Origin of the sequence: Sphingomonas cremea (assembly GCF_021502585.1) — a bacterium.
Taxonomy (GTDB): Bacteria; Pseudomonadota; Alphaproteobacteria; order Sphingomonadales; family Sphingomonadaceae; genus Sphingomicrobium; species Sphingomicrobium cremea.
Genome location: NZ_JAKFGM010000001.1, coordinates 1,169,065 through 1,184,276 on the forward strand (window position 1 = coordinate 1,169,065; position 15,212 = coordinate 1,184,276).

18 protein-coding genes, 1 tRNA gene and 1 pseudogene are annotated in these 15,212 nt (G+C 60.8%); 8 read left to right on the forward strand and 12 right to left on the reverse strand.

All coding sequences use genetic code 11. The features are described from left to right. Positions 1–44: 44 nt before the first annotated feature. Positions 45–746 carry a winged helix-turn-helix transcriptional regulator gene (locus LVY65_RS06030; protein ID WP_235067080.1) on the reverse strand — a complete coding sequence of 234 codons (702 nt, stop codon included), beginning with the start codon at positions 744–746 and terminating at the stop codon, positions 45–47. Between the two features lie 171 nt (positions 747–917). On the opposite strand from LVY65_RS06030, the gene LVY65_RS06035 reads away from it, so the two are divergent. From LVY65_RS06035 to LVY65_RS06055, 5 genes and pseudogenes are all read left to right on the forward strand, one after another. After that, the gene (locus LVY65_RS06035; protein WP_235067081.1) at positions 918–1,790 is read left to right on the forward strand and encodes a c-type heme family protein; all 873 of its coding nucleotides are present in this window, start codon (positions 918–920) and stop codon (positions 1,788–1,790) included. A 4-nt stretch (positions 1,791–1,794) separates the two neighbouring features. After that, complete coding sequence (locus LVY65_RS06040) at positions 1,795–2,661, forward strand: toll/interleukin-1 receptor domain-containing protein (RefSeq protein WP_235067082.1); 867 nt, start codon at positions 1,795–1,797, stop codon at positions 2,659–2,661. 192 nt (positions 2,662–2,853) lie between these two features. Then, positions 2,854–3,294 (forward strand): hypothetical protein, encoded by a 441-nt coding sequence (locus LVY65_RS06045; RefSeq protein WP_235067083.1) that lies wholly within the window; start codon positions 2,854–2,856, stop codon positions 3,292–3,294. Positions 3,295–3,434: 140 nt separating this feature from the next. Beyond that, a pseudogene (locus LVY65_RS06050) lies at positions 3,435–5,302 on the forward strand (ABC-F family ATP-binding cassette domain-containing protein). A 367-nt stretch (positions 5,303–5,669) separates the two neighbouring features. Continuing rightward, positions 5,670–5,813, forward strand: a complete 144-nt coding sequence (locus tag LVY65_RS06055; protein ID WP_235067084.1) for a low affinity iron permease family protein — start codon at positions 5,670–5,672, stop codon at positions 5,811–5,813. Positions 5,814–5,893: 80 nt separating this feature from the next. Here LVY65_RS06055 and LVY65_RS06060 read toward each other — a convergent pair whose 3' ends face one another. Further along, positions 5,894–6,412 (reverse strand): lipocalin-like domain-containing protein, encoded by a 519-nt coding sequence (locus LVY65_RS06060; protein WP_235067085.1) that lies wholly within the window; start codon positions 6,410–6,412, stop codon positions 5,894–5,896. Positions 6,413–6,589: 177 nt separating this feature from the next. On the opposite strand from LVY65_RS06060, the gene LVY65_RS06065 reads away from it, so the two are divergent. After that, positions 6,590–6,919 carry a hypothetical protein gene (locus LVY65_RS06065; RefSeq protein WP_235067086.1) on the forward strand — a complete coding sequence of 110 codons (330 nt, stop codon included), beginning with the start codon at positions 6,590–6,592 and terminating at the stop codon, positions 6,917–6,919. Between the two features lie 298 nt (positions 6,920–7,217). Next, on the forward strand, positions 7,218–8,036 hold the full coding sequence (locus LVY65_RS06070) for an alpha/beta fold hydrolase (RefSeq protein ID WP_235067087.1): 819 nt from the start codon (positions 7,218–7,220) through the stop codon (positions 8,034–8,036). Between the two features lie 86 nt (positions 8,037–8,122). Here LVY65_RS06070 and LVY65_RS06075 read toward each other — a convergent pair whose 3' ends face one another. The 10 genes from LVY65_RS06075 to LVY65_RS06120 all read right to left on the reverse strand — a co-directional run bounded on the left by LVY65_RS06075 (position 8,123) and on the right by LVY65_RS06120 (position 14,316). Beyond that, positions 8,123–8,410 (reverse strand): hypothetical protein, encoded by a 288-nt coding sequence (locus LVY65_RS06075; RefSeq protein WP_235067088.1) that lies wholly within the window; start codon positions 8,408–8,410, stop codon positions 8,123–8,125. Between the two features lie 141 nt (positions 8,411–8,551). After that, positions 8,552–9,379: a hypothetical protein gene (locus tag LVY65_RS06080; protein ID WP_235067089.1), complete on the reverse strand. Its 828-nt coding sequence runs from the start codon at positions 9,377–9,379 to the stop codon at positions 8,552–8,554. Positions 9,380–9,528: 149 nt separating this feature from the next. Further along, positions 9,529–10,140 (reverse strand): GTP cyclohydrolase I FolE, encoded by a 612-nt coding sequence (folE, locus tag LVY65_RS06085; RefSeq protein WP_235067090.1) that lies wholly within the window; start codon positions 10,138–10,140, stop codon positions 9,529–9,531. After that, positions 10,124–11,476 carry an FAD/NAD(P)-binding protein gene (locus tag LVY65_RS06090; RefSeq protein WP_235067091.1) on the reverse strand — a complete coding sequence of 451 codons (1,353 nt, stop codon included), beginning with the start codon at positions 11,474–11,476 and terminating at the stop codon, positions 10,124–10,126. The genes folE and LVY65_RS06090 overlap by 17 nt, the downstream gene beginning before the upstream one ends. Beyond that, positions 11,466–11,711, reverse strand: coding sequence for a DUF6356 family protein (locus LVY65_RS06095; protein WP_235067092.1), 246 nt, complete (start codon positions 11,709–11,711; stop codon positions 11,466–11,468). The genes LVY65_RS06090 and LVY65_RS06095 overlap by 11 nt, the downstream gene beginning before the upstream one ends. A 36-nt stretch (positions 11,712–11,747) precedes the next feature. Continuing rightward, a tRNA-Arg gene (locus tag LVY65_RS06100) sits at positions 11,748–11,824 on the reverse strand. Positions 11,825–11,918: 94 nt separating this feature from the next. After that, the gene (locus LVY65_RS13315; protein WP_328282486.1) at positions 11,919–12,359 is read right to left on the reverse strand and encodes a hypothetical protein; all 441 of its coding nucleotides are present in this window, start codon (positions 12,357–12,359) and stop codon (positions 11,919–11,921) included. 86 nt (positions 12,360–12,445) lie between these two features. Next, a complete protein-coding gene (locus LVY65_RS06110) occupies positions 12,446–13,270 on the reverse strand; it encodes a carbon-nitrogen hydrolase family protein (protein WP_235067183.1) in 825 nt (274 codons plus the stop codon). Positions 13,271–13,275: 5 nt separating this feature from the next. Then, entirely contained in the window at positions 13,276–13,533 is a 258-nt protein-coding gene (grxC, locus tag LVY65_RS06115) for a glutaredoxin 3 (protein ID WP_235067093.1), read from the reverse strand. Positions 13,534–13,569: 36 nt separating this feature from the next. Beyond that, positions 13,570–14,316: a ComF family protein gene (locus LVY65_RS06120; RefSeq protein WP_235067094.1), complete on the reverse strand. Its 747-nt coding sequence runs from the start codon at positions 14,314–14,316 to the stop codon at positions 13,570–13,572. 43 nt (positions 14,317–14,359) lie between these two features. Between LVY65_RS06120 and LVY65_RS06125 the strand changes: the two genes are divergently transcribed. Next, positions 14,360–15,130: a class I SAM-dependent methyltransferase gene (locus tag LVY65_RS06125; protein WP_235067095.1), complete on the forward strand. Its 771-nt coding sequence runs from the start codon at positions 14,360–14,362 to the stop codon at positions 15,128–15,130. Positions 15,131–15,212: the final 82 nt, after the last annotated feature.

Below are 15,212 nucleotides of genomic sequence, written 5' to 3' on the forward strand. Positions count from 1 at the left end.
ACCAGATATTCGTTCCCGCATAGTCTGGTTGCCCTCCGACCAAGTCACGATGCCAGAAGCGACGGAGGGACCGGGCTACGCGGCGCTGACACGAAAACGCTAGGGCGCAGCCACCGGCTGACATTCCTGGTCAGGGCAGGCTCCCCTTCGATGACCAGGTCATCCGCGTCGATCGCCTCTCGATAGGTCCGATCGCCCATCCAGACATCGTGCATCGTTCTAACCGTGGTCGTGAAAAAGACGTCCACATCGCGCGAGGGCCGGTTGATACAGATTTGCACGTCTTCGCCTTCGATCAGCAGCCACCAATCGCGCTGCTCCTTAAGGTCCGTAAATTTGAATTGAATCACGGTTGCGCCACCCGGCAACCGTTCGGGATCGACACTTCGCCCCAGGTAAAACATCAGGAAATCGATGTCGAAATCGTCATCGTTGAGCATGTGTCGAGCCCAGGTCAGTCCCCATTCGCCCAGCGAAACGACGATCGGTAACAGCGCCTCACAAGCCGCGGTAGGGAAATATTCATACCCTCGCTGGCCGCTGATCCGGCGCCGCGACACAAGCCCTTGCTGCTCAAGAGACCTCAGCCGGGTCGTAAGCAGCGCGGGTGAAATATCGCCCAGGCCGCTCTGAAGATCGGTGAACCGTCGCCCGCCCATGAGCAATTCGCGGACGATGAGGATCGTCCACCGCTCCCCGAGAATCTCGGTGGCTTTGGCAATCGGACAAAATTGTCCATAATTCATAAAGGGTCATTCCTGGCGCGGGGTCGTAACAAGCATTCAGACGCGCGGATGCCCATTGCTATAGAATTTGTAGCGGGTTCCTTCAATTCGTGAACTTAAGCTCGGATTGCCGATCTGGCATTTTACGCGGGGGCCCCGAATCTTCGGCGCTCCCGGAAAAGGAAATCTCCTTTGGGAATTCGCGCCAAGTTCAACCTGATGGTGCTTGCGGTTGCCATCGTGGGAGTCGGCCTGTTCGTGCTTGCGGCCAACCCCCTGGTTGACGGCGTGGCCCGGGACGAAGTCCTCCAAAGTGCCCGCATCATGATGGAAAGCGCGTCTGGCGCCCGAAAGTACACGTCGGAGCAGATCACACCGCTGCTCAATGATCGGATCGAACATCAGTTCTATCCTCAAGCGGTGTCAGCTTATGCAGCGAAGCGGAGCGCCGACGTGATACACTCCAAGAATCCTGAATTTACCTATCGCGAAGCCGCCCTGAACCCCACCAATCCTCAAGATCGCGCTTCCGACTGGGAGGCGGACATAATCGAGCAATTCCGGGCCAGCCCGTCGAAGGAAGAAATTTCGCTCGTGCGATCGACGCCGACGGGGCGGTTTATCGTACTTTCCCGCCCGATTGCGGCCAAGCCCGCCTGCATGGAGTGTCACAGTACTGCGGCCAGCGCCCCGGCTTCAATGGTCGAAATTTATGGTGACAAGAACGGGTTCGGATGGAAGCCCAATGATATTATTGCCGCGCAAGTCGTTTCGGTGCCGATGAACGCATCACTGATCCGTGCCGAGCATATTCGACGGCTGTTCGTCGTGCCCTTCGGCGCCTTCCTCGTAATGCTGTTTATCGCCATCAATCTCCTTCTGCATTTCGTTGTGATCCGGCCGATCGAAGGAATCACGACGGCCGCCGAAGCAGTCAGCCTGGGTGATCTCGATGCACCCGAATATGTCTATGAAAGCTCCGACGAGCTCGGCCGATTGAGCTCATCCTTCACCAGGATGCACCGCAGCATCATCCAGGCATTTCGTATGCTTGGACAGGGTTAGTCGAATGTCGCTCGCCGGCGCAGCCCAGAAGGACCTCTGCTTCATCAGCTATTCCCGCAACGACGAACAATTCGCCTTGCGCTTTGCCAACGATCTCCGGTCCGCGGAGGTCGCGACTTGGGTTGATCAGCTCGACATCCGCCCCAGCGAGCATTGGGACCGCGCAGTCGAGCGCGCCATTGTCGGCTGTCGCTGCGTTGTCGTGCTACTTTCGCCCCGCTCGGTCGCTTCCGAAAATGTCGCCGACGAGATCAGTCTTTCGATCGATTTGCGCAAGACCATCCTGCCGGTGATGATCGAGCCGTGCAGATTGCCTCTGCGTTTGACGCGAATGCACCTGATCGACGCGACCGCCAGCTATGCGTCCGCCCTGAAGCAGTGCCTTGCCGAGATCAGAAGCATCGTGTCCGGAAACTCGCCTCCGCCGGCGCCGGATCCGGAGAGCTTGGCCTCGGTCAAAGGCCACCTCGCCAAAGTGATGGGACCAATCGCTTCCATATTGGTCGATCGCGCGGCCGCCCGCGCCACGTCGATCGAGGATATCTACAGCCTCCTGGCACGGCATATCCCCAATGATAGGGATCGCGAGCAATTCGTTTCGATGACGCCCCGGGTCGTCGGTGCGACCGATGACGAAAGACCCGTGGCAACGATGGACCCGGCAGCGAAAACAGAGTCCATCTCCCCGTTCGAGCTAGAGAGGATTGCAACTGCCTTGACCAAATTCCTGGGCCCGATCGCGACGATCGTGGTTAGGGAAGAAAGCAAGACCTCTGGCACTGTCAGGCAATTGGGATGCAGGCTTGCCGGAATGCTATCATCGGATGAGGATCGCGAGCGCCTGCTCAGGGAAATAGGAGCGCACTGCTAGCAATTAGGATAACCCGGGAACGAGGGGCACCCTAGGCGCCGAGATGCCCTCCTGAAATTAAACTTGCGTTAAATTAACGAAAATGCTTGGCCGGTCGAGGAACGACGCCGCTAGTAGGCGTGCCGCTTTGAACCGCGATGCCGTTCCCAAGAGCTGCGGAAGCGTCAGCTTTCCGCAAGAGGGAGCAAATCTATGCGAAAGTTGGTTTTGGCTGCGCTCGGCGCAGCAACAATGGCATTTGCCGTTCCGGCCCCTGCCCAGGAACTGCCGCTGAAGTCCGGGGAATATTGGGACGTTGCAGCGATCTCCGTCGATGATGGGCATTTCCCTGATTATGTTGATTTCCTGGCCGGAGAGTTCCGCAAGCGGAATGACTTCTCGGTTTCGAAGGGCTGGATCAAAGGCTATCGCATCTTTGCCAACGTCAATCCCCGGGATGGCGAGCCCGACCTCTATCTCGTCACGATTTTCGATCATGTGTCTACGCCCGCTGAAGACATTCAGCGCGAAAAGGAAATGAATGCGTTCATGGCGCAATCTACGCGTCAGTCGGCGGCTGGTAGCGGGCACCGCGCCACATATCGCAAGCTGAGAGGCGATATGCTGCTCCAGGAATTGGTTTGGTCACGATAAGTTGACGAAGGGCGCCGCAGCGATGTGCGGCGCCCTTCCCTTCGCATTGGCTTCAAGTCGCAAGTCGTCATTAGCCGACTGGCCGAATTCCACACTTATACGTCTTGGGTTTGCCACGATTGGCGGCTAGGTGCGCCGCCATGCTGACCATCAATGGAATCACCGTGCGCCTTGGCGGGCGTACAATCCTCGACCGCGCCACCGCTGCGATCCCGCCGGGAAGCAAGTTGGGGCTGATCGGGCGGAACGGCGCCGGCAAGTCCACGCTGATGAAAGTCATCGTTGGCCAGCTTGAAGCCGACGAGGGCGAAATCGAAATGCCTCGGCGCACGAAGCTCGGCTATATTGCACAGGAAGCGCCGAGCGGCACCGCGACTCCGTTCGAAACCGTGCTTGCTGCCGATTTCGAGCGCGCGGACCTGATGGCCGAGGCCGACCACTGCACGGACCCTCACCGGCTTGGCGACATCCATGATCGATTGCTCGCGATCGATGCCTACAGCGCGCCTGCGCGGGCGGGGCGTATCCTCCTGGGCCTTGGATTTGACGAGCAAATGCAGGGCTTGCCCCTCGACAGCTATTCGGGCGGCTGGAAAATGCGGGTCGCGCTCGCGGCATTGCTCTTCTCAACGCCGGACGTGCTGCTGCTCGACGAACCGTCAAACCACCTCGACCTTGAAGCCACGTTGTGGCTCGAGAACTTCCTGAAAAATTACGCCGGCACGCTGATCGTGATCAGTCACGAACGCGACCTTCTCAACAATGTCGTCGATACCATCCTCCACCTGGAACGCGGAAAGATTAGCCTCTACTCCGGCAATTACGACGGCTTCGAACGCCAGCGCGCTGAGCGCGCCGCGCAGATCGCCGCTGCGCGCGCGTCACAGGACGCGCAACGGGCCCGACTGCAGGACTATATCGCCCGTAACAGCGCACGGGCATCGACCGCCAAGCAGGCCCAGTCCCGCGCAAAAATGCTGGCGCGAATGCAGCCGATCGCCGCGCTGGTCGACGACCCGAGCCTCAGTTTCGATTTTCCGAGCCCGACGGAGCTGAAGCCGCCACTGATCACGCTTGACATGGCATCGGTCGGCTATGCCGCTGACACGCCGGTCCTGCGGCGGCTCAACCTGCGCATCGATCCCGACGATCGCATCGCGCTGCTCGGCCGCAACGGCAACGGCAAGACCACCCTCGCCCGCTTGCTGGCCGCACAGCTCAAGCCGATGGAAGGCGCCGTCAACGCCTCCGGTAAGATGCGCGTCGGCTATTTCACCCAGTACCAGGTCGAAGAATTGCACGGCGACGATACCCCGCTCCAGCACATGACCCGGGCGATGGAGGGGATGACCCCAGGTGCAGTGCGTGCCCAACTGGGCCGTTTCGGCTTTTCAGGCGAAAAGGCCACGACGCTGGTTGGTAAGCTGTCCGGCGGCGAGCGCGCTCGCCTGGCCCTGGCGCTGATCACCCGCGATGCACCGCACCTGCTCATCCTCGACGAGCCGACCAACCACCTCGACGTCGATGCCCGTGAAGCACTGGTCCAGGCGCTTAACGGCTATGATGGCGCCGTCATCCTCATCAGCCACGACCGCCACATGGTCGAACTGACCGCCGATCGCCTGGTACTCGTCGATCATGGAGAGGCGGTCGATTATGCCGGCAGCATCGACGATATATCGACTTCGTCCTCGGCCGTAACCAACCGAAGGCGGAGCGAAAGCCGAAGATCTCGAAGGCCGACCGCAAGGCCGGATCAAAAGCACGCGAGGACGCGCGCGCGCTCAGGAAGGCCGCCGCGGAGGCCGAAGCGGCCAGCGCCCGGCTCGCCGCGCAATGCTCGGCGCTCGACCGAGCGATGTTCGATCCCGCTAGCGCCGAGCCAGATTTGGCGTCGCTGCCAATGACCGAACTCAGCCGTCGTCGTGCAAAGCTCGCGGCGGATCTGGAGGCAGCGGAAGCACGCTGGCTCGAAGCAAGCGAGCAACTGGAGCAACTGGCAGCCTGATTCCCTTTATAGGCGCATTGCTCCGGTTGAGGCGGCAAGTGTTTCGTCCGGGAATCCACGTATGGTTCGAAGGTCGGCCTTCGTTCAGTTTGCCATTCTCACGGAATGGCGGGACCTTATGGTGCGGCGGCGACTAGCGACCACAATAGCGGAGGCAGGTCATTCCATTTCCAGCTTCGTCGCTGATGCTGCCGCGCAACCGCTTTGCCAAGCTGGGGTCATTGCCTTTTGCATCCTGTGGTGGGCCACTGGCCTACCCACTGATGTGTTGACGGCAACACTTTCCATTCTGGCAATCACACTCACACAGATGGTTCTCAATCGGCAAAAATTGCGAGAGGAAGATGATCGTCGCCGCGACGTAGCCATGCATGCAAAGCTTGACGAGTTGCTCCGCGCAGAGAAATTGGCTCGCAAGGAACTGGCGGGAATCGAAGAGCTCGAAGAAGAGGAGATCGCCGCACTCAAGCTAAGGCTGGCAGCGCCGCTGCGCAGCAAAGCGGACGAATAGTTTCGGCCAGTCGTCCCGCATCGCTTAGGTCCGCAATGAGCTGAAATCGGACGTTGCCAACGAACTGAAACGAACCTCAGTCAGACCCGACGCCAACTCAAAACATTGTGGCTGCCTGATGTGGAAGTGGCACGCGGTATGGTTGTCAGTGTGACGACATCTCCGACGAGCTTCACCTTCCTGCGATAATCAATGCCGATCTCTGTCGGATCGAGGGAAGAAACCACGAAGTGAGTGACCACAGATTTCGCTCGGTCGAACTCATACCGTCCGTAATAGGCATAGTAGCTGTGGAGATAGGCAAGCTGCTGATCGGCCGGCAAATTCTTAAAGTCGACATCCTCCGGCAACGGCGGCCTGGCACTCGCGATCTGCACTGACATCATGCCGTTCGGTTCGTAAACGATGAGTCCGCTGTAAGGTCGAGGAAGATCATTCCAGGGGCCCGTTCTTCCGTCCTTTTGAACCGTCATTGCATCAATCAGCGACCATGCGCCGACCAGAGGGACGCGGGACTGCGAATGATGTTTCGCAGGTGCCGCCTGCGCGGCCATCGGCAAGACAAGCCCGGCGGCAAGGACGTCACGGCGCTTCAGCATGATCCACCCCCTCTCGAAACGGCAACGCTAACAGATGAGCTAATGTCCGCAATGAGTGGAAAGCGCACATTAGGCGGCACGGCTCCGGCTCCGGCTCCGGCTCCGGCTGTCCGTAAATCCGTTGGAGACTTCAAAGCCAATCGGGTAAGCCCGCGAACTGGGTGGAGGAGACCGATCATGCCAAATGGAGTCACCCCGGAGCTACTGAACTTCATCATCACGCTTTGTCAGCTCATGCTGATTGCGTTCGGAATACTCATCGCGGGTGCGGCCGTTGTCTACTCAACCATGTTCTGGAAGGGAAACTTCTCCGGCGCGAGCATTGCCCGGATATTGCAGCAAACCGATATTCCGAAACTGGCGACCATTATCCTTATAGTCCTGGCTGCTTCGCTGCTTGGCCTTCTTGGAGTCATCGCTGGCGAGGCGGTGATAGCCCTCCTCAGCGGAATCGCCGGTTATGTGCTCGGCAATCGTGCCGCGCCTAAAGAGTCCGCAGCTGACTGAGCTCTAATGCCCGCAATGCGTCCAAGACGGACAAGGGATTAAGCCCGGGCAATCAATCCGGATCGATATGGAGGCCGACGTTCGGCGAGATATTTCCGGCGTTCAATGGCCGCGCAGTTGTGTCCAGAAGAAGCGCGCTGTCTTGCTGAAGGCAGCTCGCGGTTGCCGGGTGCATGCCCTTTTTGTCGGAGAGTCCAGCGTGAAAATTGCCGTCAGCATTGGGTTCTTGGCGCTGCTCGCGGGAGCGACCGTCGGAGTTGCTCTTGCAGGGCCCGCTTACGCTTCAGTTGAAAGCCGGGTGCCGGTGGCTTCTGGCGTCACTCTTCGCGTCACCGAAAGCGGCGATGCAAATTCAAGGCCTCCAATCATATTCATTCCCGGCTGGAGCGCTGGCGCCGATATCTGGCAGGGCCAGATCGACCGTTTTGACGATGCCTATCGCGTCATCGCCTTCGACCCTCGTTCGCAAGGTGACTCAACCAAGGTAGCGAGCGGCAATACGCCGGAGCAGCGCGCGGCGGACCTCCACGCGCTATTGGCTGAGAGAAAGGTCAGCCGGCCGATACTCGTCGGCTGGTCGCAAGCTGTGCAGGATATTGCGGCTTATGTCTCGCTCTACGGCACGCGAGATATCGCCGGGATCGTCCTTGTCGATGCGACTATTTCCAACGGCGCTAAATCAATCGCTGCGCGTCCGGAGCAGGCTGCCTTCCAATTCAGACTACTGGCCAGCTACGCCACCGATCAGGAGGAATATCTGCGCGGTATGTTCGAAGCGATCATCAGCAAACCGCAACCGCCCGGCCTGGTTGATCGGGCGATCGCAACAGGCATGAAGACACCGCCGTCAATAGGGGTCGCCATGCTCGTGGCGGATATGTTTGGAATTGATCGAACGCCGGCCTTGGCAAATATCGATTGCCCGGTCCTCATCATCGCCTCCAGCAATTCGGAGGAGTTGGCCGAGCAGCGAGAAGAAGCGAAGCAGATTGCAAACGCACGTTTCGTCGAGATCGGAGACGCGGCGCACGCGGTGTTCCTCGATCAACCTGATCGCTTTGCCGCGGCACTCTCTGAATTTGCGGCATCGCTCGGAACGCATTCGCTCAAAAAATAGATGCTGTTTAACGGCCCATTCGCAATGGGTGGAAAGCGGTCATCGGAAACTCGCTACGATTGCGACGAGTTCAATTTTAGATTTACCTACTGATGCGGGGCGGGCTGGTCCTTGTTCATACCTTCATACTTCATATGCTCCACCATCATGGACATCATGTCCCTGCACTGGGCCATCTGCTCCATCATCTGCTGATGCTTCGCAGGGTCGGCCATCATTTGATGCATCTGGTCCATGCCATGAGCGGGTGCGCCCTGCGCTGACGGTGCCATTTGATGCTCGTGCTGCGCGGGCTGCGCCGCCTTCGCAGCCACTGCTGCCAAGGCTATCCCAAGCGCGAAACCGATGGTTCCTGAACTGAAGTTGCTGCTCATCTCTATCTCCTCAAGGTTGCCGTCAACGTCGGCTGGCCAATGCCGGTGGGCGGATTCGCAAATAAACTTAACCTATGTTATTTGCGCCGCCCGAGGGACGCCTGGCCGGGGGGCTGGGCGTCCCTCTAATTCTACTTTCCCTTATCGATGGGGCGGCACCGTACGGAACCGGAATGCATCCGATTTCGCGGCCGCGCCCGCGTCCGGATCGACGAGTTCGGCACGGAGAATCTTGCCGTGATGCTCGTCGACCGCGACATTTCCGATGCCGGGGCAATAATATTTTTGCTCAATGGATCCCGTATCCAGGTCTGACCACTCCTTGGTCTTCAGGCATCCGGTGAAGGTGCCGGGCGGGAAAGCGTCGTCCCTCGTCAGCTTCACTGTCACGCCGACACCGCTAACTTTGGCCTCGTCCTCGGCATGGCCCGCGTAAAATTCCTGATGATATTGGTCGCCCGCCTTGGGGTGGGCCAGCATGATGATGCCGGCCTTGGCGCCATCGACCCCGGCTTCCCATGAGCCGCCGCTCAAGGTGCAATTGCTCGGCCCGTCACAGTTTTCGCTATGTTCGCCCAGGTACCAGACATTGTCGGTATTATCCTGTGCAAACCAATCGTCCGTTCTCTCGACCAAATGTAGCGTGCCGTTGCATTCGGCATCCTCGTAAGCCAGGTCCCGCACGACCCGGGCCGTCACGCCGGCTGCGATCGCCCTGGTCTCATTGGTCACCGTCACCACGTCCACTTCGCAGCCGTCGGCTCCATCGGCCTTGTAGGTCTGCGTCGTGCCCGGCACCATCGGCAGCAACTTATTGTCGATGGTTAGCGGGTTGCTGAAATTGGCAGTGTTGAACGGGATTGAAACCACCCCGCCCGCTGCCGTCCCCGCCGGCAGCGCGATCGCGACCGACGCCGCGGTTGCAAGCCAAGCCCGATGGAAAGTGCTGTGATAGCCAATGTGCGTCATCTTCCTCCCCTTTCGTCAGGCAAGAGGAACAGGAGCCGCCGGGGCAATAAGGTCCGCGCCGGCGCTCAGCGAACGCCTCGAATATATTCGCGTAACGCCGGTGGTAACGGAGGAGGAAGGTTGCGGTTCCCCCTTTTGGGCTAAGCGCCCTAGTAACCCATCAGGGCCAATACCTCTTTCCTGCTCCGCTCATCTTCGCGGAAGCAGCCCATCATCCGGCTGGTAGTCATCATCACGCCAGGCGTGCCCACCCCGCGCGCGGTCATGCAGGCATGGCTCGCCTCGATCACCACTGCGACACCCTTGGGGTTCAGATTGTCCCAGATGCAGTCGGCGACCTCGGCGGTCAGCCGCTCCTGGACCTGCAACCGGCGCGAAAAAGCGTGCAACACCCGCGCCAATTTGCTGATTCCAACCACTTTATCGGCCGGCAAATAGGCGATCGACGCCTTGCCGATGATCGGCGCCATATGGTGCTCGCAATGCGACTGGAACGGAATGTCCTTCAGCAACACGATCTCGTCATAGCCGCCTACCTCATAAAAGATCCGCGAAAGATGATGCGCCGGGTCCTCGGCATAGCCCCGCGCATATTCGCGCCATGCCCTGGCGACCCGCTTAGGGGTATCGAGCAGCCCCTCGCGGTCTGGATCGTCGCCTGCCCAGCGGATCAAGGTTCGCACCGCCTCCGCCACGTCATCGGGGACCGCGACCTTGGGCGCCCCTTGGACCAGGTCGCCATCTTCAGGACTGCACGGCATGTTCAAGCTCCATGGCAATATCGGCCGCAACCGCCGCGACTTGCCCCCTGATATCAGGCACCGCGACAATCTCCCAAAACTTCCCTTTGGTCAGCGGTCCCAGGGCCCAGGCCTGCTCCGCACCCAACACGCGCGAGCCATTGTCGACTTTGAGCCCCATGCCAAGGCCGTCCGGCCGCGCCAGCCCGGCCTTGAACAGGTCTTGCAGAACCTTGTCCCCGCTGTCCGCGATGCTCCCCAAGGGCCCGGTGCAGTTAACTGTCAGCGCAAAGGACTGCGGCTCACCGCCGGAGGGCGCGGAAGCGCCCCGCCGTGCAATTTCGACCCACAGGGCACCCTCCTCCTCGCGCATCGAGACGATCCGTCCGGCGACAATCTCCAACCTATCCTCGCCGATCAACCGGGCGATCCGCGCGGCCACTTCCGGCGCGATGCGATGCCGGTGAACATCCCACCACGGCCGCGCATGGCGAATGAAGCGCCGCTGCTGGCCGTCATCGAGCGCCTGCCACAAGGCGTGGCTATGCGGCCGCAAGCTATCGACCGCTGCTCGCCAGCCAACTTTCGCGCCGCGCCGCCTGAGCCAGCGCCACAGGCCCAGCACCGATCCCTGCGGGACATCGTCCAGATCGACTGGAGCGGAATCGAATGCGGAGTGGCCCCTCGGCGCAAGTCCGCGCCGCGACAGCGCGACAATTCGCCCGCGATGCCCCGCCTCATCCAGGCTCAGCACCACATCGACCATGGTCAGGCCGGTCCCGATGATCAGCACATCCGCCCCGCTGGCGGCAACCCGCGCCACCGCCGCCCGGCCCCCGTCGCTCCACGGGTCGTTGATGAACAAATGCTCGGGGATCGAGCGCGCGAATCCGAGAGTTCCCGGCGGCTGGTTGCCCTGTGCAAGCACTAGCGCCCGTGCATCGACTTCCGACCCGTCATCCAGCCCTACCGACCAACCGTCGTTCAGTCGCTGGACTCCAACGGCCCTACGTTCCGCCGTCGCCACGAGCCCGCTAGAACGCGCGGCGTCGAGGGTGGAGCGCAAGTAGTCACCGAACCGCTTTCTGGGCACGAAGTCGCCCGGTCCATAGCCTTCCGCTTTCACCGCCTTGGCGAAGTCGTCCGGCCGATCCGCCCATGCAGCCATTTTCCCAGCGGGAACATTGAGCAGATGCGCTGCCTCGTCGGTCGAATAGGCTGTTCCGCGGCCCGCGCGGCCATTGCCTTCGATCAACAGAGATTTCACGCCCCGGCGTGCCAGCTCGGCGGCCAGCATCGTTCCCGAAAAGCCGCCGCCGACGATGACGACGTCGGCGGCAAAGCCGTCAGATTTCATAGTCGGGCCAGGCGTTGGGGTTGGCGGCGCCGGCCTTGCGGCTGATCATATGGTCGTGGAGGCTCATGATCGTCCGCCCCGCGGTCTGTGTAAACAGGGCTGGGACCGCGGCGTGGATGACGCAGGCCAGGCCGGCGCCGACCATCCGCGCGCCGATCACCACCGCACCCGCGCCATGCTCCGCCCAGCTCATCCCCAGAGACTGCGGGTGATCCCAGAAAAGCCGGCCCAGCATCTCGTCTGTCCCCTTGTTTGCAAATTCAATAACTTATGGTGGCCCCGGAGGGACTCGAACCCCCGACCTGCGGTTTAGGAAACCGTTGCTCTATCCTGCTGAGCTACGGAGCCATTCGCACTCCCATTAGGAAAGCGCGCCACTCGAATCAATCGACCACGGCCCCAGCGAGATGGAGCAGCGCGGATTGCAGCAATTACGTGGTCGCTAGTGGTGGCGGCGATAGTGGCCGTAGTCACCGCGGTTGCCGTAGCGACCTCCACGATAGCCGTAGCCGCCGGCATAACCCCGGTATCCCGGATAGCCGCCGTAATAGCCGTAGGTTGGGCGGTATCCATAATAGCCATAGCCGACCGGGGGATAAGGATAGGCCGGCACAGCATAGCCATAAGGCACGTACCCATATTGCTGATAACCATATGCGGGATATCCGTAGCCATATCCCGAGCGGTAGCCGCGGTATCCATAGCCGCCGCCGATCCCGTAGCCGATCACCGCGCCGATCAGCCCGCCCACGACCGCCCCGGCAACTGCATCATCGTGATCATCATGATGATGATGCTGATTGTAATAGTAGCCGTCGGCGCGCGCGGGGGACGTCATGGAAACAGCTATGGCCGCCAGACCTGCGAGAACAGCTTTGCGCATTCAGCGCTCCTCTCAACCGGATGAGCCGCGCCTAGAGGGTGCAAAGACGGCGGTCCATCCGCTGAACTACGTAGGTGAGCGGATATCTATTGGCCCGCGACCGGTCCGATTTCTCGACGATGCTGCAGGACGGGAATGCGAGCCCTTACGTCCGCGATGCGGCTGAGGTCGATCACGGCAAAGCCAAGCTTCGGCTCCCCGTCCATCTCCAGCAACACCTCGCCCCACGGGTCGACAACCATGGAGTGCCCGTAGGTTTCCCGCCCATCCTCGTGCCGGCCCGCCTGCGCGGCCGCAACCACGAACAGCTCGGATTCGATCGCCCGCGCCCGAAGCAGGACCTGCCAGTGCGCCTGTCCGGTGGGGACGGTAAATGCGGCTGGCAAGGTGATCATGTCGGCGCCAGCCTCGCTCAGCCGTTCGAACAGGGCCGGGAACCGAAGGTCGTAGCAGATGGTGAGGCCAAGTTTTCCGACTGGCGTGTCCGGCACCACGACCGCCTCCCGGCCGGACTGGTACAAGGCGGATTCGCGCCAGCTCTCGCCGGTCGGCAGGTCGACGTCGAACAAATGGATCTTGTCATAGCGCGCCCGCACCTCGCCTTGGTCGTCGATCACGAACCCACGATTGACCAGCTTTCCGCCTTCACCCTTGAGTGCCAACGAACCTAGATGGACCCAGATTCCCGCTTCTTTCGCAGCCACCCGAACCGCGGCCAGCACCTCATCTTCGGTTTCAATCTTGGCCTTGCCTAGTGCCCTGCCCCGATCGCGGTCGAGCATTCCGGACATTTCCGGGGTGAAGAGCATGGCCGCCCCTGCGGCGGCAGAATCGCGAATTGCGCCCACTAGGCGCTCGGCGTTCGCTGCAGGATCGATCCCGGTTTGCGACTGGTAAAGGGCGATGCGCACGCGACTCATGCGGCCAGCAATTCGTCCAGTTTGCCCTGATACTCAAGCGCCATCAGCTCATCGCAACCTCCGACGTGGCGACCGTTGATGAAGATCTGCGGCACGGTCATCCGGCCATTTGATCGCTCCAGCATTTCCGACTTCTTGGCCCCGCCAAGGTCAATCGAATATTCCTCGAAAGGCACCTTCTTCATTTCGAGAAGCTTTTTGGCGCGATAGCAAAAGCCGCAAGCCATCTTGGTGTAAATCTCGACCTTGGCCAACTCGGCCCTCCTTCGCGAATCGAATTTCTCCAAGGGTTAACGCATCAGCTGCGCCGGGCGAACCACCCTGGCCCAGCAAATCAGTTCGACCCGGCTTGCCCCGGCACGCCGCAACACTTTGGCGCAGGCTTCGGCAGTGCTGCCGCTGGTCAGCACATCGTCGACAAGGATGACGGTTCTTCCCCTGACACGATCGGCGTCGGCAAGTTTGAAGGCGCCCGAGACGACCTTGCGACGCTGGGCATGATTCATGCCTTTCAGCGGCTGCGTCCGCTTTACACGCCGCAGCAACTCGCTGTGCATAGGCAGGCCCCATGTCCTGCTCAATTCGCGCGCCATCAGGCCGGATTGGTTGAATCCGCGACTCCACAGTCGCCATCTGTGCAGCGGCACGGGGATGATGACCGAACTACTTTCCCATTCGCCCTTCAACGGTGCCATGTAACGGGCCATCGTCCGGGCTAGCGCCACCTTCCCCCCATATTTAAGGCGTAGCGCCACCGATCGAGGTAGATCGTCATAGGCAACCGCTGCGCGCATCCGATCCAGCTTGGGCGGATCGGCAAGGCAGCGGCCACAGGTGTCGGCTTCCGTACCGGCCAGCGGCAAGCCGCACTGTCGGCAGCCGGAATTGCCGAGCCACTCCATCTTGCCCCAACAGGCAGGACAGAAAGCTCCGACTTCGTCGATGATCTCCGCGCAACCGGCGCAGCGCGCCGGTAAAGCGAAATCGAGAATTAGCTTGGCCAGATTGCGGATCGGACGGGTAAGGTCGCCTGTCATCCCCCCCTTGTCGCCTGCGTCCGCGGGCCGCACAAGCGCCGCCGTGACCCGAGACTTGTTCGACCGTAATCTCCGTGTGCTGCGGCGCGACCGTGCCGCCAGATTTGGCGCGGATTCATTCCTGTACGATCGCGCATTTGAAGATTGCCTTGATCGGCTGCGCGATATTTCGCGGCCATTCGCACGAGCGCTACTGCTTGGGTGCCCGTCCGTGGACTGGCCGAAACGGCTACGTGCGATTTCCACGCAGGTTGACGTCATCGACCCAGGCGCGTCGTTCGCAACGCGGGCCGGTGGATCGCAGGCCGAAGAAGATCGCCACGATTTCGGCGAGCGGCAATATGACCTCTGCGTCGCGATCGGCACATTGGACACGGTCAACGACGTGCAGCGGGCCCTGCAATTGATCTGCCGCTCGCTCCGTTCCGATGCCCCGCTGATTGGCGCGATTGTTGGCGGCAACAGCCTGCCGGCCTTGCGCGCCAGCCTTATCGAAGCGGGCCGCTCAGCGGGTAGGGTCGTGGGACGCACGCATCCGCGGATCGAACCGGCAGCGCTGGGGCAGCTGCTCAATGCCGCCGACTTCGCCATGCCGGTGATTGATGTCGACCGGGTCCGGCTTCGTTACGAGAACCTCGGCAGTCTCGTCAGCGACCTTCGTTCGATGGCCGCCACCTGCATCTTGTCCGAGCGGCCGCCGGCCTTTTCAAAGGCTGAAGCCCTCGAAGCCCGAATGGCGTTTTCAGCGCTTGGGAATGAGGGTCGCACCGAGGAAATTGTGGAAATTCTGCATTTCCTTGCCTGGGCGAAATAATCGCGGAAAGCGGCCAGTTAACCTCGTTCCGCCAATCAAATCTTAATCGTTTCGGCGCTAAACCCGCCTCGTGGACCAAGAC